Below are 19,327 nucleotides of genomic sequence, written 5' to 3'. Positions count from 1 at the left end.
GGTGAATTTGCGGCATGAACGCACTATATGAAACTTACGCTGCTTCGGGTGCCCAAGGGTGCTCGTTTGCGGTGCCATAGTTTGAAAACTGCCGGGCCTTGACCCCGGCGTGGATGGAGAACGCTGATGCCTGCTGTGCAGGAGACGATCGATCGAGTCCGAAAGATCGATGTCGACCAGTATAAATACGGATTCCAGACCGAAATCGCGATGGACAAGGCCCCCAAGGGCCTGAGTGAAGACATTATCCGCTTCATTTCGGCGAAGAAGGACGAGCCGTCCTGGATGCTGGAATGGCGCCTGGAAGCCTATCGCCGCTGGCTGACGCTGGACGAGCCGAAATGGGCGCGCGTCCACTATCCCAAGATCGATTTCCAGGATCTCTATTATTACGCGGCACCCAAGAGCACGCCCGGGCCGACCTCGCTCAGCGAGGTCGATCCCGAACTGCTGAAGGTCTATGAGAAGCTCGGCATTCCGCTCAGGGAACAGGAAATCCTCGCCGGCGTGCAGAAGACCGATGCGTCGGAGCTCGAGGAAGCCAGCGACAACGTTTACAAGTCGGGCCGCGTCGCCGTCGACGCGGTGTTCGATTCGGTCTCCGTCGTCACCACCTTCAAGAAGGAGCTGGCGCAGGCCGGCGTCATCTTCTGCTCGATCTCGGAAGCGATCCGCGAGCATCCGGAGCTGGTGAAGAAATATCTCGGTTCTGTCGTGCCGACCTCCGACAATTTCTACGCGACGCTGAATTCGGCCGTGTTCACCGACGGCTCCTTCGTCTTCGTGCCCAAGGGCGTGCGCTGCCCGATGGAACTGTCGACCTATTTCCGCATGAACGAGAAGAACACCGGCCAGTTCGAGCGCACGCTGATCATCGCCGAGGAGGGGGCTTACGTCTCCTATCTCGAAGGCTGCACGGCCCCGCAACGCGACGAGAACCAGCTTCATGCCGCGGTGGTCGAGCTGATCGCGCTCGACGATGCCGCGATCAAATATTCGACGGTGCAGAACTGGTATCCCGGCGACGCCGAAGGCAAGGGCGGCATCTATAATTTCGTCACCAAGCGCGGCGACTGCCGCGGCCATCGTTCGAAGATTTCGTGGACGCAGGTCGAGACCGGCTCCGCCATCACCTGGAAATATCCGAGCTGCATCCTGCGCGGCGACGATTCCAGCGGCGAGTTCTATTCGATCGCCGTCTCGAACGGCTACCAGCAGGTCGATAGCGGCACCAAGATGATCCATCTCGGCAAGAACACGTCGAGCCGCATCATCTCCAAGGGCATTGCCGCCGGCTTCTCGCAGAACACCTATCGCGGCCAGGTATCGGCGCACCGCAAGGCGACCAACGCCCGCAACTTCACCAATTGCGATTCCCTGCTGATCGGCGACCAATGCGGCGCACACACCGTGCCCTACATGGAAGCCAAGAATTCGACCGCGCAGTTCGAGCATGAGGCAACCACCTCGAAGATTTCCGAGGACCAGAAATTCTACGTCATGCAGCGCGGCATCCCGGAGGAAGAGGCGATCGCGCTGATCGTCAACGGCTTCGTCAAGGATGTCATCCAGCAGCTGCCGATGGAGTTTGCGGTCGAGGCGCAGAAGCTGATCGGGATTAGCCTCGAGGGCTCGGTCGGCTGACCGGATAAGAATTTTCAGGAAAGAAAAAAATGCTTGAAATCAGAAACCTCCATGCCCGTATCGTCGATGACGGCACCGAGATCATTCGCGGCCTGAACCTGACGGTCAGGGCTGGCGAGGTTGCCGCCATCATGGGTCCGAACGGCTCGGGGAAATCGACGCTGTCCTACATCCTCGCCGGCCGCGAGGACTATGAGGTCACCGAAGGCGACATCCTCTACAACGGCCAGTCGATCCTCGAAATGGATCCGGCCGAGCGCGCTACCGCGGGCATCTTTCTCGCCTTCCAGTATCCTATGGAGATACCGGGAGTGGCGACCATGGAATTCCTGAAAGTTGCGATGAACGAGCAGCGCAAGGCGCGCGGCCAGGAACCGCTAAAAATCCCGGAATTCCTCAAGCGCGTGAAGGAAGCGGCGGCCTCGCTCAACATGGACATGGCGATGCTGAAGCGGCCGCTCAATGTCGGCTTTTCCGGCGGCGAGAAGAAGCGCGCGGAGATCCTGCAGATGAAGCTGCTGGAGCCGAAGCTGTGTGTCCTCGACGAGACCGATTCCGGGCTCGACATCGACGCGTTGAAGATCGTCGCGGACGGCGTCAACACGCTGCGCTCGCCGGACCGGGCCATCGTCGTCATCACCCACTACCAGCGCCTGCTCCAATACATCGTGCCGGATACGGTGCACGTGCTCTACAGGGGCCAGGTGATCAAGTCGGGCGACAAGTCGCTGGCGCTCGACCTCGAGGCCAATGGCTATGCCGGCGTGATCGGGCAAGCCGCGTGAGATGCCAGCAGGCCCGGAAGGCAAGCCAAACAAGGCGATACTGATGAATATGCACACGACACCCCAGCGAACATTGGCCGAAACGGCGCTGATCGACGCCTTTGGCGAGCGGCTGTCGCTGCTGCCCGGCGACGGCGCGGTGATGCTGAAGCGCGACGACGCCATCGAGGCGATCAAGAGCGGCCTGCCGACGCGGCGCATCGAATCCTGGCACTATACGGACCTGCGCCGGCTGCTGACCTCGGTGCCGGACTTCGATCCGGCAGCGGTCGCGAAAGCCATTGCGCCCATCGTCGAAGGCTCCAGCGTTTTGCCGGTGCTGAACGGCGTGTCGAGTACGAAACTGCCCGATATCGAAGGCGTTGTCGTGCAGCGCCTGTCGGAGAAGCTGACCGACGGCAGCGCAGCACCTGGGTTGGATTCCTATGGCAGCGACGACGCCATAGGCGCGCTGAACACTGCCTTTGTTGTCGACGGGTATTTCGTCGACATCGCTGACGGTACCAAACTGGGAAAGCCACTCGAACTGCAGAATTTGCAGGCCGGTGGCCAGACGCATGTACGCCTGGCCATCCGTGTCGGTGCCGGCGCCAGGGCTGTTATCGTCGAGCGCCAGGCGGGCGAGGGGGCGGCGCTGGTCAGTTCGGTCAGCCAGCTTGTGCTTGGCGAGGGCGCCGAAGTGACATGGCTGGTCGTGCAGGAGCAGCCGGATACGGCAACGCATCTCGCCCAGTTCAAGGCGCATCTCGGCAAGAATTCGAAACTGACACTGTTCGTGATGAATGCCGGCGGTAAGCTGGTGCGCCAGGAGGTCGTTGTGAAGACGACCGGCGAGGGCGCCGAATTCACGCTGCGCGGCATCAATCTGCTCGCCGGCGACACCCATACCGACGTCACCATGGTGCTCGACCATGCCGTGCCGCACACCGCGTCGACCGAAGTCATCCGCAATGTGGTGACCGGCAGAGCGCGCGGCGTCTTCCAGGGCCGCATCAACGTCCACCAATATGCGCAGAAGACCAACGCCAAGATGGCCTGCAACACGCTTCTGCTGTCGGACGACGGCGAGTTCTCGACCAAGCCGGAGCTGGAAATCTTTGCCGACGACGTCGTCTGCGGCCATGGCGCGACCGTCACCGAGATCGACCACAGCCATCTGTTCTACCTGATGGCGCGCGGCATCGACGAGAAGACCGCGCGCGGCCTGCTGGTCAAGGCCTTCGTCGCCGAGGTGATCGAGGAACTGGATGACGAGGCCATCGTCGAGGCGCTGGAAGCACGTCTCGACAACTGGTTCGTGGCGCACGGGTAGAGCGCCTGACCTTCTCCCCTTGTGAGAGAAGGTGGATCGGCGCGCAGCGCCGAGACGGATGAGGGGTGCTGGACGGAATGAGGCGGTGCCTCGAGAGAGCTTGTGATGGACCAGAAAGTCGAAAACATCCCCTATGACGTCGAGGCGATCCGCCGCGATTTCCCGATCCTGTCGCGCCAAGTCTACGGCAAACCGCTGGTCTATCTCGACAATGGCGCCTCGGCGCAGAAGCCGCAGGCCGTGCTCGACGCTATCCAGCACGCCTATTCCCAGGAATACGCCAACGTCCATCGCGGCCTGCATTTCCTGTCGAATGCCGCGACCGACGCCTATGAGAACGCGCGCAAGATCGTACAGAGATTTCTCAACGCGCCGAGCACCGACAACATCGTCTTCACCTCGAACACCACGGCGGCGATCAACACGGTCGCCTACGGCTTCGGCATGCCCAATATCGGCGAAGGCGACGAGATCGTGCTTTCGATCATGGAGCACCATTCCAACATCGTGCCATGGCATTTCATCCGCGAGCGCCAGGGCGCCAAGCTGGTCTGGGTGCCGGTCGACGATCTCGGCGTCTTCCACATCGAGGAATTCGAAAAGCGGCTGACAGACCGGACGAAGCTGGTTGCCATCACGCATATGTCGAATGCGTTGGGCACGGTGACGCCGATCAAGGAGATCGTGCGCATCGCGCATGCCCGCGGCATTCCGGTGCTGGTCGACGGCAGCCAGAGCGTCGTGCATATGCCGATCGACGTGCAGGATCTCGACTGCGACTTCTTCGTCTTCACCGGCCACAAGGTCTACGGCCCGTCGGGCATCGGCGTGCTCTACGGCAAGAAGGACATTCTGGAGCGCATGCGCCCGTTCATGGGCGGCGGCGAAATGATCGAGGAGGTGACGCAAGACATCGTCACCTACAACGATCCACCGCACCGTTTCGAGGCCGGCACGCCGCCGATCGTCCAGGCGATCGGGCTTGGTGCGGCGCTGGAATACATGGAAAAGATCGGCCGCGAGCGCATCGCCGCGCATGAGGCCGATCTGAAGGATTATGCGCATCAAAAACTGCGCGCCATCAACTCGCTGCGCATCTTCGGCGATGCGCCCGGCAAGGGTGCCATCATCTCGTTCGAGCTGCAGGGCATCCACGCCCATGACGTGTCGATGGTCATCGACCGGCAGGGCGTGGCTGTCCGCGCCGGCACGCATTGCGCCCAGCCGCTGTTGAAACGCTTCGGCGTAACATCCACATGCAGGGCATCGTTCGGCATGTACAATACCAGGGCCGAAGTCGATGCTTTGGCCGATGCGCTGGAAAAGGCGCGAAAGTTCTTCGGGTGACGATCATGGATGATGCCAGCCACACCGCCGAGACCGCTTCGGAAACGACGACCAATGCGGCGGTTTCCGGATCGACGATTCCCGCCGACGAACTGGCGCGGCTGACCGACGACATCGTCTCGGCGCTGAAGACGGTCTACGACCCGGAGATCCCGGCCGACATCTACGAGCTCGGCCTCGTCTACAAGATCGACATCGAGGACGACCGCTCGGTCAAGATCGACATGACGCTGACCGCGCCGGGCTGCCCGGTGGCCGGCGAAATGCCGGGCTGGGTCGAAAACGCCGTCGGCGCCGTCGAAGGCGTCTCCGGCGTCGAGGTCAACATGACCTTCGACCCGCCCTGGTCGCCCGACCGCATGTCGGAAGAGGCGCAGGTGGCGGTTGGGTGGTATTGAGCCTCGGGGCAAAATTTGATGGCTGATGATGCCTTGCCGACCGAACTGCCCGATGGTGACATTCCGCCTTCGGCGAGAGTCGTAGAGCTTTGGGGCGATCCAGTTCTGGAAGCACTCGACGAGCCTGCCGAATACCATAAAGTTATTTCAAAAATACCCGTGCCAATAAAGAATGTACTCTGCGTAGAACTATTGCATTGGCAGGTTCTAAACGGCGGCTTTTGGCAATATTTTTATAATTCTTATGGAATAACCGTCAGCGGCGCTATTCAGGGTTTTGTTGCAATGGGCTTGGAGCGACATGCAGACTTGACTCGCCAAGCTTGTGCATTGTTTGGAGAGTATTTCCCCGAAGACAGGTCGGTAAGGATGGATTTGGTAGGTAAAAGCGTCGGCGACGGCATAACTTTTGAAGCCTTGGATGATGCTTTTTATACGTTGGAGGAAAATAACCAGGATTCCGCCGTTGTCGCGCTGGACGCATACGCAACAGCCGCGTTGAAGGGGCAGTGGCAATAAACCCCTTGCAGTAAGACGCAGTTGTAACCATTTTGAGGTATGAGACGTTCCGCAGGCCTTGAACCTGCGCGAAAGTGGAGAAAGAAAACATGGGGCGCTTCGCCGTCATCACCATGACCGAAAAGGCCGCCGACCGGGTGCGCGAGATCGTCGCGACCCGTGAGAATGCGCACGGCATTCGCCTCGGCATCAAGAAGGGCGGCTGCGCCGGCATGGAATATACGGTCGACCTGGTGACCGAACCCAACACCAAGGACGATCATATCGAGCGCGACGGCGCCCATGTCTATGTCGCGCCGGAGGCAGCGCTTTTCCTGTTCGGCACCGAGATGGACTTCGAGCAGACGACGCTGCGCACCGGCTTCACCTTCAAGAACCCGAACCAGAGCTCGGCCTGCGGCTGCGGCGAATCGGTCGAGTTGAAGCCGGCCGACCTCAAGGCACTGGCCGAGGCCCGCGCTTCGGCCTGATTGGAAACCGCTAGCTCTCGACACGTTCGAGATTGGCCGAGGCCTCGCAACTTCGTCATCCCTGGGCGAAGCAGGAGCGAAGCTCCGTCGCGGAGACCCTGGCATCCATGCCGTAACCTTAACCGAAGAGTGCAGCGGAGCAGAATTCTGCATCGCAGCAGCGCTCAGAAGTCGCGGCATGGATCCCGGGGTCTGCGCCGCGTCGCTTCGCTCCTTGCTCCGCCCCAGGATGACGACGGACAGGTTTCGTCCATCCCCTGGGCACGGCATTCGCCAGCGCCCGCCGCGCCACGCAAATAGCTAATCCACCCACATCCCCGTTCGCTTGTGCCAGTCTGCGATCGACTCCTCCGGGTAGACATCGAAGACCTTGTCGCCCTTGCCGATATCCGGCTCGACCCAATTCGCCTTGTATTTCAGCATCAGATGCACCTTCTCCGGCGGCTTCGGCAGGTCGGTGTCGATCGCCGAGGCAAACGGATGCACCAAGTCCGGCCAGGTCGGATCGTAGAGCCAGAGCGCCGTCCCGCATTTCGTGCAGAAATTCCGCTCGCCCGTCGAGATCTCGCGTTGCGGGTGCTCGTCGTCCTCGATCTCGGCGCGGTAGACGCCGAGATGGCGCTTGCCCTGGATTTTCAGCGTCTCGTAATCGGCGCCGAGATTGATGGCAAAACCGCCGCCGCCCTGCTGCTTGCGGCAGATCGAGCAGTAGCACAGCATGAACGGCACCGGCGTGTGGCTTTCCACCTCGAAATGCACGGCATTGCACCGGCAGGACCCCTTGAGCAGAAGCGGCATGAAAAAACTCCGACGAAATTGATTCTGAACTTGTCAGGATGGTGCCGGTTGCGTCGATGACAAGGGGAAATCCGGGTGACATGATCGCCGCATGGACAACGAGCGCATAGAAGAGCTTTTCGAAGGCCTCGGCCCGGTCAGCATCCGTAAGCTGTTCGGCGGCAAGGGCATCTATCTCGACGGCGTCATCGTCGCCATCGTCATCCGTGGCGAATTGATGCTGAAGGCCGACGCGGAAAGCGCCCCGGATTTCGAAGCGGCCGGGTGCCGGCAATGGACCTACACCGGCTCGCGCCACGGCAAGCTCGTGTCGATGCCCTATTGGAGCGTTCCCGACAGCGCTTTCGACGATCCAGACGAGATGGCGATCTGGGCGCGCCGCGCCTACGAGGCAGGACTGCGCGCCGGCAAATAGGCTGCGTCATGCTTCGGCAATTCCGGGCCGCATTTCACACCAGGTCCCGCGCCTCGGGCACGAGCGCCAGCGCCTCGGCAAAGCTGGCGCTGGTGAAGGCGGCGCGCTCGACGGCGAGCGCCGCGGCGGCAATGCCTTCGCGCAGTGCCGCGCGCAGCGTCAGGCCGCGCAGCAGGGCAGCGATCGTGGCGCCGGCCAATGCGTCGCCGGCGCCGGCAGCATTGGTCCGTTTTTGTAGCGGCGGTGGCGAGATCGAGAACGCGCCGGTTTGGTCGAAACCGAGCAATGGACCGTCGCCGTCGGTGACCACGCCGCTTTTCAGGCCGGCGCGTCTCAGGCCGTCGATGACGCCTTGATCGTCAGCATTGATGTCAACGCCGGCGAGCACGCCGGCCTCGTGCCGGTTCATGAACGCCACGGCCAGACGGTCGAGCACCGGCGTCAGCCGCGCCGCTTTGCTGGGCGAGACCGCAAGCGCAAACACCGGCTTGCCGGCGGCGAGTGCCGCCAGCCGCTCCAGCGCGGAAGACGGCAGGTTTGCATCGCACAGCACCGCGTCCGCCGAACCGATCGCTTCCCGCACCTTGGCGCGGCGGATCTGCTTGGGAAGCGCCAGTTCGTAGAGCACCATGTCGGCAAGGCCGGCGATCAGCCCGCCGTCGCTATCGACCAGCATCGTATGGCTTGGCGTCGTGCGGTCGAGGAACACCGCCGACAGGTCGGCAATGCCGGCCTCGGTGATGGCGCGTAAAACCGTGTCGCCAAGGGCATCGCCGCCGCGCACCGAAAGCAACGAGGCCGAGACGCCGCGCCGCACCGCCCAGCGCAAGGCATTGAAGACGGCACCGCCGACATGCTCGCGCATCGTGCCGGGGTTGGAAGCGGCCGGCACGAAGGCGCCGGCAACCCGGCCGCGCCGCTCGATATAGGCGCCGCCCACGGCCAGGATCGTCGGGGATTTCATCATGCCGGCAAAATGCCCTTTGCTGTTGCCCGGGAGGAGACTAGGTCGCCGGGCGGAACCCTGCAATCGCGGCTCCGATTCGGTTGGTGACGGCAACGGCGCCGCATGCGAGGCGGGATACATCCGGAAGCAAAATTGCGAAACAAAAATAGAACAAATATGAATATCTGTTATTTTTCAAACCCTTGGCGCTCATTGACAAATGAGAACAAATGAGGTACATTCTTTTTAGGGATTGCGGGATTGTCCGGCCTCCATTGACGACCACGGGGTGATGTATCATGGCTCAGAATTCTTTGCGGCTTGTAGAGGACAAAGCGGTGGACAAATCAAAGGCTCTGGATGCGGCGCTGTCGCAAATCGAGCGTGCCTTCGGCAAGGGTTCGATCATGCGGCTCGGCGCGAACGAGCAGGTCGTCGAGATCGAAACGGTGCCGACCGGCTCGCTTGGGCTGGACATCGCGCTTGGCGTCGGCGGCCTGCCGCGCGGCCGCATCGTCGAGATCTACGGACCGGAAAGCTCGGGCAAGACGACGCTGGCGCTGCACACGGTGGCCGAAGCCCAGAAGAAGGGCGGCATCTGCGCCTTCGTCGATGCCGAGCACGCGCTCGACCCGGTCTATGCCCGCAAGCTCGGCGTCGATCTCGAAAACCTGTTGATCTCGCAGCCCGATACCGGCGAGCAGGCGCTGGAGATCTGCGACACGCTGGTGCGCTCCGGCGCCATCGACGTGCTGGTCGTCGATTCGGTGGCGGCGCTGACGCCGCGGGCGGAAATCGAAGGCGAGATGGGCGATTCGCTGCCCGGCCTGCAGGCCCGCCTGATGAGCCAGGCACTGCGCAAGCTCACCGCCTCGATCTCGCGCTCCAACACTATGGTCATCTTCATCAACCAGATCCGCATGAAGATCGGCGTCATGTTCGGTTCGCCCGAGACCACGACCGGCGGCAATGCGCTGAAATTCTATGCCTCGGTCCGCCTTGACATCCGCCGCATCGGCTCGGTCAAGGATCGCGACGAGGTCGTCGGCAACCAGACCCGCGTCAAGGTCGTCAAGAACAAGCTGGCGCCGCCCTTCAAGGTGGTCGAGTTCGACATCATGTATGGCGAGGGCGTCTCGAAGACCGGCGAGCTGGTCGATCTCGGCGTCAAGGCCGGCGTGGTCGAAAAGTCGGGCGCCTGGTTCTCCTATAATTCGCAGCGTCTCGGCCAGGGCCGCGAAAACGCAAAACTGTTCCTGCGCGACAATCCCGACACGGCGCGTGAGATCGAGCTGGCGTTGCGGCAGAATGCCGGGCTGATCGCCGAGAAATTCCTTGAAAACGGCGGCTCCGAAAGCAGCGACGACGGCTTCGAGGACGATGCCGGGGTGATGTAGGGCAAGCGACGTCTCGCGGAGCATCAGACAGGTTTGGATTTGATGTTTTGATTCTGAGTTTGTGTAATCGATGCGTTTCGAACCGCCGGCTCCGTGCCGGCGGTTCGCGTTTGACGGCGATTCAGACGCGTTTCAAAGCGCTGATGAGAGCCGGGATTTTGGCCCATTTGGTGTTTCTGGACAGGCTGGGGTGCGACCGCTAAAAGGCCATGTCTATTTTCCGCCGGCAGCCGGCGGTTCTCTCGAAAAGGCAGTATTCATGAGTGGCGTCAACGAGATCCGGTCGGCATTTCTCGACTATTTTCGCAAGGAAGGTCACGAGGTCGTCGCGTCGAGCCCGCTCGTGCCGCGCAACGACCCGACGCTGATGTTCACCAATGCCGGCATGGTGCAGTTCAAGAACGTTTTCACCGGTCTGGAGAAGCGGCCCTATTCGCGCGCCACGACCGCCCAGAAGAGTGTTCGCGCCGGCGGCAAGCACAACGACCTCGACAATGTCGGCTACACCGCGCGCCACCTGACCTTCTTCGAGATGCTCGGCAATTTCTCCTTCGGCGACTATTTCAAGGAGCGGGCCATAGAGCTTGCCTGGAACCTGATCACCAGGGAGTTCGGCCTGAAGAAGGACAAGCTGCTGGTCACCGTCTACCACACCGACGACGAGGCGGCCTCGTACTGGAAGAAGATCGCCGGCCTTTCGGACGATCGCATCATCCGCATCGCGACTTCTGACAATTTCTGGGCAATGGGCGACACCGGACCTTGCGGGCCGTGTTCGGAGATATTCATCGACCGTGGCGAGCATATCTGGGGCGGCCCTCCCGGCAGCCCCGAGGAGGATGGCGACCGTTTCCTCGAATTCTGGAATCTGGTGTTCATGCAGTATGAACAGGTGACGAAGGACGAGCGCGTCGATCTGCCGCGTCCGTCGATCGACACAGGCATGGGCCTGGAGCGCATGGCCTCCATCCTGCAGGGGGTCGAAAGCGTCTTCGAAACCGACCTGTTCCGCCACCTGATGGACGCTGCATCGTCGGCGCTTGGCAAAGGTCCGGATGCGGACACCGTCGCATCGTTCCGCGTCATCGTCGACCATTTGCGTTCGTCCTGCTTCCTGGTCGCCGACGGCGTGCTGCCGTCCAACGAAGGCCGCGGCTACGTGCTTCGCCGCATCATGCGCCGTGCCATGCGCCACGCGCAGTTGCTCGGCGCCCGCGATCCGCTGATGTGGCGCCTGGTGCCGGCGCTGGTGCGCGAGATGGGCCAAGCCTACCCGGAACTGGTGCGCGGCGAACAGATGATCACCGAGACGCTGAAGCTTGAGGAAACTCGTTTCCGCAAGACGCTGGTGCGCGGCCTGGGCTTGCTTTCGGAGGCGACGGAAAAGCTGGCCTCCGGCGACATGCTGGATGGCGAAACAGCGTTCAAGCTCTACGACACCTATGGCTTTCCGCTCGATCTGACGCAGGATGCGTTGCGCCAGCGCAACATCTCGGTCAACCTTGCCGGCTTCACCGAGGCGATGGAGCGGCAGAAGGCGGAGGCGCGCAAAAGCTGGGCTGGTTCCGGTGAGGCCGCAACCGAGACAGTATGGTTCGCGGTGCGTGAGGAGAACGGCGCCACCGAATTCCTGGGTTATGAGACCGAGCAGGCGGAAGGCCTCATCCAGGCGCTGGTCAAGGACGGCAAGACCATCGACAGTGCCGGCAAGGGCGACGCTGTTGCCGTGGTTGTCAATCAGACGCCGTTCTACGGCGAGTCCGGTGGCCAGATGGGCGATACCGGCGTGATTTCGGGCGACGGGTTTTCGATCGAGATATCCGATACCCAAAAGAAGGCCGACGGGCTTTTCGTCCATCTCGGCAAGGTGGCCAACGGCACGGTCAAGACGGGTGCGACCGTCGAGCTGAAGGTGGACCACGCGCGCCGCTCCAGGCTGCGCGCTAACCATTCCGCCACGCATCTGATCCATGAGGCGCTGCGCGAGGTGCTGGGTACCCATGTGGCGCAGAAGGGCTCGCTGGTCGCGCCCGAGCGTCTGCGCTTCGACATCTCCCACAACAAGCCGATCTCGCCGGACGAGCTCGAAGAGGTCGAGCGCATGGCAAACGAGATCGTCGTTCAGAATAGCCCTGTGACCACTCGCCTGATGTCCGTCGACGACGCCATTGCCGAGGGCGCCATGGCGCTGTTTGGCGAGAAATATGGCGATGAAGTGCGCGTCGTTTCGATGGGCACGGGCTTGCATGGCGCCAAGGCCAACCGGCCTTATTCTGTCGAGCTATGCGGCGGCACGCATGTCAGGGCGACCGGCGATATCGGCCTGGTGCGCATTGTGTCCGACAGCGCGGTCGCTGCCGGCGTGCGCCGCATCGAGGCATTGACCGGCGAAGCGGCCAGAAAGCATCTCGACGAACAGGACAAGCGGCTGAAGGCAGCCGCCGCCGCGCTGAAGATTTCGCCGGCCGATGTGCCGGCCCGCGTCGAGGCGCTGCTCGACGAGCGCAAGAAGCTCGAAAAGGAGCTGACCGAGGCGCGCAAGAAGCTGGCGCTCGGCGATCGCTCGCCAGCCGGTGTGCCTGCGGAAAACGAAACCATTGCCGGTGTCGGTTTTCTCGGCAAGGCGGTATCCGGCGTCTCGCCAAAGGATCTGAAGCCGCTGGCCGATGCCGGCAAGAAGTCGCTCGGCTCCGGCATCGTCGTCTTTGTTGGCGCCGGCGAGGACAACAAGGCGAGCGTCGTCGTCGCCGTCACCGATGATCTGACCGGCCGCTTCAGCGCCATCGATCTGGTGCGCGTCGCGTCTGCGGCATTGGGCGGGCAGGGCGGCGGCGGGCGACCCGATATGGCTCAGGCCGGCGGCCCGGACGCCTCGAAGGCCGAAGACGCGATCGCTGCGGTGAAAGCGGCTCTCGAAGCGGCGTGAATCTGCACCGGGGGCGGCACGGCCGAAGTGGCGCGCCGCCCAGCGGATATCTTTGAGGGCCGATATGCCGACGCTGACGATGTATCAGGTCGATGCCTTTGCCGAACGGGCCTTCCAGGGCAACCCTGCCGCCGTTCTCCTTCTGGAGGAATGGCTGTCGGAGCAGGTAATGCAGGCCATCGCCAACGAAAACAATCTTGCTGGGACGGCGTTCGTGCGGCCGAATGGCAGAGGTTGGGATTTGCGCTGGTTCACGCCGGTCCATGAAGTCGACTTCTGCGGCCATGCCACGCTTGCGGCCGCCCATGTGCTGGCTACGGAATACAATGGTCAGGGCGAAATGGCCTTCGCCACCCGGGTGGGCGAGCTGCGGGTTTCCCGGCGGGAAGAGACCTATCAGCTCGATCTGCCGTGTTTTCCGCCGCAGCCCATCGAGGAAGAGCTGAACTCGGCGTTGCAAGCGATATTGCCTCAGCGGCCGGTTGCGAGCTTCCGCAATTTCGAGAACCTGTTTGTCGAGCTTGCCGACGAGACAACCGTGCGATCTTTCGTTCCCGATCTGCTCAGGATCGGAACCTTTCATCCTCTCGGCCTGGTTATTACCGCGGCTGGGCGAGCCCACGATTTCGTCTCGCGTTATTTCGTGCCCGGGGCGGGCATTCCCGAGGATCCGGTAACCGGCTCCATTCATGCGACGCTGGTGCCGTACTGGGCTGAAAAGCTCGGCAAGACGCATCTGTCGGCATTCCAATGCTCGCAGCGCGGCGGGCATTTGCAATGCGAACTGGCCGGAGATCGCGTGCTGATCACAGGCCGTGCGAAGACCTTCATGAAGGCGAAGATCTACCTTCCCGATTGAGCGGTATTTCGCAGTGGGTCGCCTTCGGCGAAGCTGCCGATCTCCCCCGCAAGGGGGAGATTGGATGTCACTTCGGCTTTCGCTAATCACCAGAGGGCCTATTGCCGAACGCTTGTCTCCTCACCCAGCCTTTTCGGTTTTCGCAAAACTCGCGCGTTGAGTGATGCGCGCATACCAATCCCGAATCTCGGCAAACTCCGCCAGCAGGGCTTGTCCCTCGGCGACCTTGACGAAATAGCCGATGATTGGCGCGGCGTGCAGGTCGGCCAGCGTCAGGTCCGTCCCCAACAGCCAAGGCCCTTCGGCTTTCAGCGAAGAGAGCGCCTGCAGCGTCGTTCTCGCCTGCCGCAAACCGTTGGCGATCACGGCTTCGTCGGGCGGCGTTTTTTCCAGCCGCTCGACCGCCACATCCCAGACCATGGCCCTGTAGGCGTAGGCATCGAGCAGGCCGGTGATCTGGTTCATGCGTGCTCGACGCCGGGCTTCGACCGGCTGCAGTGCCGGGCCGTCAAAGGCTTCGTCGACGTAACGGGCGATCGCGCCGGTCTCGTAAAGGCGAAAGCCGTCATGCTCGAAGGCCGGGATGCGGCCGAACGGCTGGTGCTCGAAGTACCAGCCGGGAATGCCGTCCGCGGTAAAGATGTCGACGGGAACGAGCTCGTAGCCGACGCCCTTTTCCTCTAACACCAGCCGGACGATGCGCACATAGACGCTGTAATCCACGCCGTAGACGACGGGCTTGCCCATGTGGATTGGGCTCAGGTCATTGCTTTCTGCAAATTCTCGTCGATCTTGTCGAGGAAGCCGGTGGTCGAAAGCCAGGGCTGGTCGGGGCCGATCAGCAGCGACAGGTCCTTGGTCATGAAGCCGGACTCGACCGTCTGGATGCAGACCCTTTCCAGGGTCTCGGCAAAGCGCTTCAGTTCGGCATTGTCGTCGAGCTTGGCGCGGTGTGCGAGGCCGCGCGTCCAGGCGAAGATCGAGGCGATCGAATTGGTCGAGGTCTCCTCGCCCTTCTGGTGCTGGCGATAGTGGCGGGTGACGGTGCCGTGCGCGGCTTCCGCCTCGACGGTCTTGCCGTCCGGCGTCATCAGCACCGAGGTCATCAGGCCGAGCGAGCCAAACCCTTGCGCCACCGTGTCGGACTGCACGTCGCCGTCATAATTCTTGCAGGCCCAGACATAGCCGCCCGACCATTTCAGGCTGGAGGCCACCATGTCGTCGATCAGCCGGTGCTCGTACCAGAGCTTCTTCGCCTTGAATTCGGCTTCGAACTCCGCCTCGTAGACCTCCTGGAAGATGTCCTTGAAGCGGCCGTCATAGGCCTTGAGGATGGTGTTCTTGGTCGAGAGGTAGACGGGGTAATTACGCAGCAGGCCATAGTTCAGAGAGGCGCGGGCGAATTCGCGGATCGATTCGTCGAGATTGTACATGGCCATGGCGACGCCGGCGCCGGGTGCGTCGAACACGTCGTGCTCGATCACCTGGCCGTCCTCGCCGACGAACTTGATCGTCAGCTTGCCCTTGCCGGGAAAGCGGAAGTCGGTGGCGCGGTACTGGTCGCCGAAGGCGTGGCGGCCGACGATGATCGGCTTGGTCCAGCCGGGCACCAGCCGCGGCACGTTCTTCATGATGATCGGCTCGCGGAAGATGGTGCCGCCGAGGATGTTGCGGATGGTGCCGTTCGGCGACTTCCACATTTTCTTCAGCTTGAATTCCTCGACGCGCTGCTCGTCGGGCGTGATCGTCGCGCATTTCACGCCGACGCCGTATTTCTTGATGGCGTTGGCCGAATCGATGGTCACCTGGTCGTTGGTGGCGTCGCGGTGCTCGATGCCGAGGTCGTAATATTCGAGCTTGAGGTCGAGATAAGGGTGGATCAGCTTGTCCTTGATGAACTGCCAGATGATGCGGGTCATCTCGTCGCCGTCGAGTTCGACGACCGGGTTCGCCACCTTGATCTTCGCCATGGAAAGAATGCCTCGCTTTTGGGGAACGGAACGGCCTTGCCCGCACGGCTGCCGGCCCTGGGATGCGGCCCGTATATCAAAGGCTTTTTGGCCGCGCAAACGGCGAACCGCGCCGTTAGTGCCGGCATTCCCTGCCAAAGCTTCATTTTCGCTGCCAAATGTGGCAGGGGACTGCGAAATGCCGCAAACAGCAGCTCATTGACAGCCATGACCGCCACCCAGGATCCCGACAACCCTCTTGCCTCCGGAACTCCAGCGTCCGGACCGGCGATCATCCTGGTCGAGCCGCAGCTCGGCGAGAATATCGGCATGGTTGCGCGCGCCATGGCCAATTTCGGCCTTGCCGAGCTGCGGCTCGTCAATCCGCGCGACGGCTGGCCAAGCGAGAAGGCGCGTGCCGCCGCAAGCCGCGCTGACCACGTCATCGATGCCGTCACGGTGTTCGACGACCTGGCCTCGGCGGTTGCCGATTTGAACTTCGTCTTCGCCACCACGGCGCGCGCACGCGACAATTTCAAGCCGGTGCGCGGTCCGGTCGAGGCGGGCAGGGCGCTGCGGGCGCGGCAGCGGGCCGGCCAGCGCACTGGCATCCTGTTCGGCCGCGAGCGCTTCGGCCTCTATAATGACGAGGTCGGCCTCGCCGACGAGATCGTCACCTTCCCCGTCGACCCAGCCTTCTCCTCGCTCAACATCGCCCAGGCGGCCCTGCTGATGTCCTATGAATGGATGAAGTCCGGCCTGGAAGACGAGACCAGGACCAACTTCTCCGGCCCCGAAATGCCGCCGGCTGCCAAGGAAGAATTGCACGGCCTATTTGCGTATCTGGAAGGTGCACTCGAGGCGCGCGGCTATTTCCGCCCGGCAGCGAAGAAGCCGAAGATGGTCGACAATTTGCGCGCAGTGCTGACCCGCCCCGGTTTTGCCGAGCCGGAGCTCAAGGTGCTGCGCGGTATCATATCATCGCTGGACAGGTTCTCGCCGGCCATGCCGCGCGGCGACGGATCGCCCGGCGACGATCCAAGGCGGCTCCCGGCCGCCGCAGCACGCGCTGCGAGGGCGAAAGACAAAGACTAGCCTCGGAACTTCCCATACCTCACCAGTAACCGAATTTTATTTGGTTTGATCCATGGTTTTCAAAACGATGGATTCTGGGATGTTTAGCTCAAATATCGGTCGTCTTCGCTTTTTCTTCTATTCCGTGGCTCTGCTGGTTGCGGAAATCGTGACCTTTGTGCTGTGCGTCTTGTGGACCATCGGCATCGAGGGCTTGGCCAATTCGCAACCTGGTCCTTCCAGGGAAGGACTGGCCGCGGCCGTTCTCGTCGCCTCGCTGGTGATCGTTCTATTCCGCGCGAATTTCGCCTGGCGTCGAAGCCGCGACGCGCAAGGGTCGGGTTGGATCCTTTGGTCGTATATCGTGTTCTCGACGCTGTTCGCGATCCTGCAGGCCGGCACTGTTCTTGTCGTAAAATTCGACGGCGAAGATACGCATTCCGGCCTTAACCTGCTGGGATTAGCTCTTGTTGGGCTGTGGGCCGTCATCTTGGCGGCCAAGCCGGCGGATGGTGGCTCTTCGGATATGGCGTCATCCCTGAGTTTCGACGATTTCGACCGGCCCGGGCCGCTGCGAGGCACCGCGGCGCTTCATTCAGCGTCAGCCGCCGGCGTGACGGCTCTGGCTGCGCCCTCCGCCAAGCGCGCCGCACCGGTGTCGTCGAACCCCGCTGCATCTCAATCTGCATCTCCCGCGAACGGCCGACCGCGGGCCGGCGGTTTCGGCAAGCGCGGTCTTGTGTGACCGGCTGCCGCATCAAGGCCACGATGGCTCCACATAGAAGCATCCGGGATAATGCATCATTGGCCGAAGCAAAATGCATGGGCCGGCCTTCTCTCGTGATCTCGTTTGTGATTCCCCAGCCTTCAGTGATTCCCAGCCCTTAGTGACTCAATGACAATGACCGATTCATCGAGCGCCCGTCCGATCCTGATGTTCGATTCCGGCATTGGCGGCCTCACCGTGCTGCGTGAGGCGCGCGTCCTGATGCCTGACCGCCGCTTCATCTATGTCGCCGACGACGCGGCGTTCCCCTTCGGCGCCTGGGAGGAGCCGGCGCTGAGAACACATATCCTGGAGTTGTTCGCCAGGCTGCTCGACCGGTTTTCGCCGGCCATTTCGGTCATCGCCTGCAACACCGCCTCGACACTGGTCATCGATGCCTTGCGCGAGAGGTTTCCCGGCCACCCTTTCGTCGGCACCGTGCCGGCCATCAAGCCGGCGGCGGAACGCACGCGCTCAGGCCTGGTTTCGGTGCTGGCTACGCCCGGCACCGTCAAGCGCCAGTACACGCGCGACCTGATCAGCAGATGGGCGCAGACATGCCATGTCCGCCTGGTCGGCAGCGACAGGCTGGCGGGATTGGCCGAAGCCTATATGCGCGACGGTTTTGTCGACGAGGACGCCGTGCGCGCCGAGATCGCGCCGTGCTTCGTCGAGCATGACGGGCTGCGCACCGACATCGTCGTGCTTGCCTGCACTCACTATCCTTTTTTGGCCAACCGCATGCGGAAAACAGCACCTTGGCCGGTCGACTGGCTGGACCCGGCCGAGGCGATCGCGCGCCGGGCGCTCTCGCTGCTTGCCGATACCGAGGCCGGTAATCGCAGAGAGGCGCTGCCGGAAGGCGCCGACCTTGCGTTCTTCACCTCGAACAGCGCCAATTTTCCCACGCGCCGGCTGATGCAGGGATTTGGCCTGGCGATACCCTGACCGCAGGCAATTGTCGCTTTGGGAACATCGCACCAGACAATGCGTTTTCCTCTCATTGGAACGGGAGAAACCATCATGCCAGCCACCTCAAAAGCCCAGCAGAAAGCGGCCGGCGCGGCATTGTCAGCCAAGCGCGGCGAGACCAAGAAGGGCGCGCTCAAAGGCGCGTCGAAGGGAATGTATAAATCCATGAGCGAAAAACAGCTCGAGGAATTCGCCGAGACCAAGCGCAAGGGCCTGCCGGAAAAGAAGTCGAAACACTGATCGACTGACCGTTCAGGCCGCGGATGCCGGTCAATTAAAAGGGCCCGCGGCTGAGCCGCGGGCCCTGAAGTCTCAACGGGCGAGGCCGAAAAATTACCAGTTCCAGCCCCAACCGCAGCGCCGCACTTTGTAGCGGATGACCTTGCGATGGCCGTGGCGCCATACCACCTTCTTCTTGACCACGATGCGGCAGACCTGGTGATGCCTGTGCCCGTGCCAATGCCGCGCCTGCGCCGGCTCGGGCGCGACCGCCATCGTGCCGGCCATCACCGCGGCTCCTACCAACGTAAGGAAGAACTTCTTCATGCGAATTCCAGCTCCTCTGATTTCAGTCCCTTCCTGATGCCGCTGGCGCAACCTCCCGCCACATCCGGCACGTTCTACAACCATGACACTACCCGGTTCGGCGATTCGCGCCAGCCGGAAGCTTGACAGCGGTTAAATCTCCGTTTAACCAGCCCACCAACACCGGGCCGCAATGCCCGGTGGTTTTCTTTATGTGTGCAAGAC

The 19,327-nt window shown here is 62.2% G+C and carries 20 protein-coding genes; 15 read left to right on the top strand and 5 right to left on the bottom strand.

The window, feature by feature from the left end:
• The first annotated feature begins 126 nt into the window (after positions 1–126).
• The 7 genes from sufB (at position 127) to sufA (ending at position 6,475) form a co-directional block, all read left to right on the top strand.
• Positions 127–1,644 (top strand): Fe-S cluster assembly protein SufB, encoded by a 1,518-nt coding sequence (gene sufB / locus AC0L2Y_RS10485; protein WP_473555890.1) that lies wholly within the window; start codon positions 127–129, stop codon positions 1,642–1,644.
• A 29-nt stretch (positions 1,645–1,673) separates the two neighbouring features.
• Positions 1,674–2,429, top strand: a complete 756-nt coding sequence (gene sufC, locus AC0L2Y_RS10480; protein ID WP_023674687.1) for a Fe-S cluster assembly ATPase SufC — start codon at positions 1,674–1,676, stop codon at positions 2,427–2,429.
• A gap of 43 nt (positions 2,430–2,472) precedes the next feature.
• Positions 2,473–3,741: a Fe-S cluster assembly protein SufD gene (gene sufD / locus AC0L2Y_RS10475; RefSeq protein ID WP_473555888.1), complete on the top strand. Its 1,269-nt coding sequence runs from the start codon at positions 2,473–2,475 to the stop codon at positions 3,739–3,741.
• Positions 3,742–3,846: 105 nt separating this feature from the next.
• Positions 3,847–5,088: a cysteine desulfurase gene (locus AC0L2Y_RS10470; RefSeq protein ID WP_473555886.1), complete on the top strand. Its 1,242-nt coding sequence runs from the start codon at positions 3,847–3,849 to the stop codon at positions 5,086–5,088.
• 5 nt (positions 5,089–5,093) lie between these two features.
• Entirely contained in the window at positions 5,094–5,486 is a 393-nt protein-coding gene (locus AC0L2Y_RS10465; protein ID WP_292663164.1) for an SUF system Fe-S cluster assembly protein, read from the top strand.
• A gap of 18 nt (positions 5,487–5,504) precedes the next feature.
• Positions 5,505–6,005, top strand: a complete 501-nt coding sequence (locus tag AC0L2Y_RS10460; protein WP_473555884.1) for a DMP19 family protein — start codon at positions 5,505–5,507, stop codon at positions 6,003–6,005.
• An 89-nt stretch (positions 6,006–6,094) separates the two neighbouring features.
• Positions 6,095–6,475 (top strand): Fe-S cluster assembly scaffold SufA, encoded by a 381-nt coding sequence (gene sufA, locus AC0L2Y_RS10455; RefSeq protein WP_352492473.1) that lies wholly within the window; start codon positions 6,095–6,097, stop codon positions 6,473–6,475.
• A gap of 300 nt (positions 6,476–6,775) precedes the next feature.
• On the opposite strand, the gene AC0L2Y_RS10450 is transcribed toward sufA, so the two are convergent.
• Positions 6,776–7,273 (bottom strand): GFA family protein, encoded by a 498-nt coding sequence (locus AC0L2Y_RS10450; protein WP_473555883.1) that lies wholly within the window; start codon positions 7,271–7,273, stop codon positions 6,776–6,778.
• Positions 7,274–7,364: 91 nt separating this feature from the next.
• On the opposite strand from AC0L2Y_RS10450, the gene AC0L2Y_RS10445 reads away from it, so the two are divergent.
• Positions 7,365–7,688, top strand: a complete 324-nt coding sequence (locus tag AC0L2Y_RS10445) for a TfoX/Sxy family protein (protein ID WP_473555880.1) — start codon at positions 7,365–7,367, stop codon at positions 7,686–7,688.
• Positions 7,689–7,722: 34 nt separating this feature from the next.
• Here AC0L2Y_RS10445 and AC0L2Y_RS10440 read toward each other — a convergent pair whose 3' ends face one another.
• Positions 7,723–8,655, bottom strand: coding sequence for a PfkB family carbohydrate kinase (locus AC0L2Y_RS10440; RefSeq protein ID WP_473555879.1), 933 nt, complete (start codon positions 8,653–8,655; stop codon positions 7,723–7,725).
• Positions 8,656–8,933: 278 nt separating this feature from the next.
• On the opposite strand from AC0L2Y_RS10440, the gene recA reads away from it, so the two are divergent.
• The 3 genes from recA (at position 8,934) to AC0L2Y_RS10425 (ending at position 13,816) form a co-directional block, all read left to right on the top strand.
• Positions 8,934–10,031 (top strand): recombinase RecA, encoded by a 1,098-nt coding sequence (gene recA / locus AC0L2Y_RS10435; RefSeq protein WP_023674696.1) that lies wholly within the window; start codon positions 8,934–8,936, stop codon positions 10,029–10,031.
• A gap of 259 nt (positions 10,032–10,290) precedes the next feature.
• Positions 10,291–12,957, top strand: a complete 2,667-nt coding sequence (gene alaS, locus AC0L2Y_RS10430) for an alanine--tRNA ligase (RefSeq protein WP_473556072.1) — start codon at positions 10,291–10,293, stop codon at positions 12,955–12,957.
• Between the two features lie 64 nt (positions 12,958–13,021).
• Entirely contained in the window at positions 13,022–13,816 is a 795-nt protein-coding gene (locus AC0L2Y_RS10425) for a PhzF family phenazine biosynthesis protein (RefSeq protein WP_473555877.1), read from the top strand.
• Positions 13,817–13,936: 120 nt separating this feature from the next.
• Here the strand turns inward: AC0L2Y_RS10425 and AC0L2Y_RS10420 are convergent, their stop codons facing one another.
• Positions 13,937–14,563 (bottom strand): glutathione S-transferase family protein, encoded by a 627-nt coding sequence (locus AC0L2Y_RS10420; protein WP_473555875.1) that lies wholly within the window; start codon positions 14,561–14,563, stop codon positions 13,937–13,939.
• Positions 14,564–14,574: 11 nt separating this feature from the next.
• On the bottom strand, positions 14,575–15,786 hold the full coding sequence (locus tag AC0L2Y_RS10415; RefSeq protein WP_473555873.1) for an NADP-dependent isocitrate dehydrogenase: 1,212 nt from the start codon (positions 15,784–15,786) through the stop codon (positions 14,575–14,577).
• Positions 15,787–15,993: 207 nt separating this feature from the next.
• Between AC0L2Y_RS10415 and AC0L2Y_RS10410 the strand changes: the two genes are divergently transcribed.
• The 4 genes from AC0L2Y_RS10410 (at position 15,994) to AC0L2Y_RS10395 (ending at position 18,817) form a co-directional block, all read left to right on the top strand.
• Positions 15,994–16,860 carry an RNA methyltransferase gene (locus AC0L2Y_RS10410; protein ID WP_473555871.1) on the top strand — a complete coding sequence of 289 codons (867 nt, stop codon included), beginning with the start codon at positions 15,994–15,996 and terminating at the stop codon, positions 16,858–16,860.
• Between the two features lie 52 nt (positions 16,861–16,912).
• Positions 16,913–17,584 carry a DUF805 domain-containing protein gene (locus AC0L2Y_RS10405; RefSeq protein WP_473555869.1) on the top strand — a complete coding sequence of 224 codons (672 nt, stop codon included), beginning with the start codon at positions 16,913–16,915 and terminating at the stop codon, positions 17,582–17,584.
• Positions 17,585–17,740: 156 nt separating this feature from the next.
• Positions 17,741–18,553 carry a glutamate racemase gene (gene murI / locus AC0L2Y_RS10400; RefSeq protein ID WP_473555867.1) on the top strand — a complete coding sequence of 271 codons (813 nt, stop codon included), beginning with the start codon at positions 17,741–17,743 and terminating at the stop codon, positions 18,551–18,553.
• A gap of 75 nt (positions 18,554–18,628) precedes the next feature.
• Positions 18,629–18,817, top strand: a complete 189-nt coding sequence (locus AC0L2Y_RS10395) for a DUF3008 family protein (protein ID WP_023674705.1) — start codon at positions 18,629–18,631, stop codon at positions 18,815–18,817.
• 93 nt (positions 18,818–18,910) lie between these two features.
• On the opposite strand, the gene AC0L2Y_RS10390 is transcribed toward AC0L2Y_RS10395, so the two are convergent.
• Positions 18,911–19,123: a hypothetical protein gene (locus AC0L2Y_RS10390; protein WP_023674706.1), complete on the bottom strand. Its 213-nt coding sequence runs from the start codon at positions 19,121–19,123 to the stop codon at positions 18,911–18,913.
• Positions 19,124–19,327: the final 204 nt, after the last annotated feature.

The sequence above is a fragment of the Mesorhizobium sp. WSM4830 genome, from assembly GCF_055811495.1.
The sequence above is the reverse complement of the archived record's forward strand: the minus strand, read 5'-3'. Positions and strand labels throughout refer to the sequence as shown.

What these genes read in the sequence shown, in the direction of transcription:
- recA (WP_023674696.1), top strand. Translation starts at nt 8,934, where the DNA reads ATGGCTCAGAATTCTTTGCGGCTTGTAGAGGACAAAGCGGTGGACAAA.
- sufC (WP_023674687.1), top strand. Translation starts at nt 1,674, where the DNA reads ATGCTTGAAATCAGAAACCTCCATGCCCGTATCGTCGATGACGGCACC.
- sufA (WP_352492473.1), top strand. Translation starts at nt 6,095, where the DNA reads ATGGGGCGCTTCGCCGTCATCACCATGACCGAAAAGGCCGCCGACCGG.
- AC0L2Y_RS10440 (WP_473555879.1), bottom strand. Translation starts at nt 8,655, where the DNA reads ATGATGAAATCCCCGACGATCCTGGCCGTGGGCGGCGCCTATATCGAG.
- AC0L2Y_RS10450 (WP_473555883.1), bottom strand. Translation starts at nt 7,273, where the DNA reads ATGCCGCTTCTGCTCAAGGGGTCCTGCCGGTGCAATGCCGTGCATTTC.
- AC0L2Y_RS10390 (WP_023674706.1), bottom strand. Translation starts at nt 19,123, where the DNA reads ATGAAGAAGTTCTTCCTTACGTTGGTAGGAGCCGCGGTGATGGCCGGC.
- AC0L2Y_RS10405 (WP_473555869.1), top strand. Translation starts at nt 16,913, where the DNA reads ATGGTTTTCAAAACGATGGATTCTGGGATGTTTAGCTCAAATATCGGT.
- murI (WP_473555867.1), top strand. Translation starts at nt 17,741, where the DNA reads ATGACCGATTCATCGAGCGCCCGTCCGATCCTGATGTTCGATTCCGGC.
- AC0L2Y_RS10425 (WP_473555877.1), top strand. Translation starts at nt 13,022, where the DNA reads ATGCCGACGCTGACGATGTATCAGGTCGATGCCTTTGCCGAACGGGCC.
- AC0L2Y_RS10460 (WP_473555884.1), top strand. Translation starts at nt 5,505, where the DNA reads ATGGCTGATGATGCCTTGCCGACCGAACTGCCCGATGGTGACATTCCG.
- AC0L2Y_RS10445 (WP_473555880.1), top strand. Translation starts at nt 7,365, where the DNA reads ATGGACAACGAGCGCATAGAAGAGCTTTTCGAAGGCCTCGGCCCGGTC.
- AC0L2Y_RS10415 (WP_473555873.1), bottom strand. Translation starts at nt 15,786, where the DNA reads ATGGCGAAGATCAAGGTGGCGAACCCGGTCGTCGAACTCGACGGCGAC.
- sufB (WP_473555890.1), top strand. Translation starts at nt 127, where the DNA reads ATGCCTGCTGTGCAGGAGACGATCGATCGAGTCCGAAAGATCGATGTC.
- AC0L2Y_RS10420 (WP_473555875.1), bottom strand. Translation starts at nt 14,563, where the DNA reads ATGGGCAAGCCCGTCGTCTACGGCGTGGATTACAGCGTCTATGTGCGC.
- AC0L2Y_RS10395 (WP_023674705.1), top strand. Translation starts at nt 18,629, where the DNA reads ATGCCAGCCACCTCAAAAGCCCAGCAGAAAGCGGCCGGCGCGGCATTG.
- AC0L2Y_RS10470 (WP_473555886.1), top strand. Translation starts at nt 3,847, where the DNA reads ATGGACCAGAAAGTCGAAAACATCCCCTATGACGTCGAGGCGATCCGC.
- AC0L2Y_RS10410 (WP_473555871.1), top strand. Translation starts at nt 15,994, where the DNA reads ATGACCGCCACCCAGGATCCCGACAACCCTCTTGCCTCCGGAACTCCA.
- alaS (WP_473556072.1), top strand. Translation starts at nt 10,291, where the DNA reads ATGAGTGGCGTCAACGAGATCCGGTCGGCATTTCTCGACTATTTTCGC.
- sufD (WP_473555888.1), top strand. Translation starts at nt 2,473, where the DNA reads ATGAATATGCACACGACACCCCAGCGAACATTGGCCGAAACGGCGCTG.
- AC0L2Y_RS10465 (WP_292663164.1), top strand. Translation starts at nt 5,094, where the DNA reads ATGGATGATGCCAGCCACACCGCCGAGACCGCTTCGGAAACGACGACC.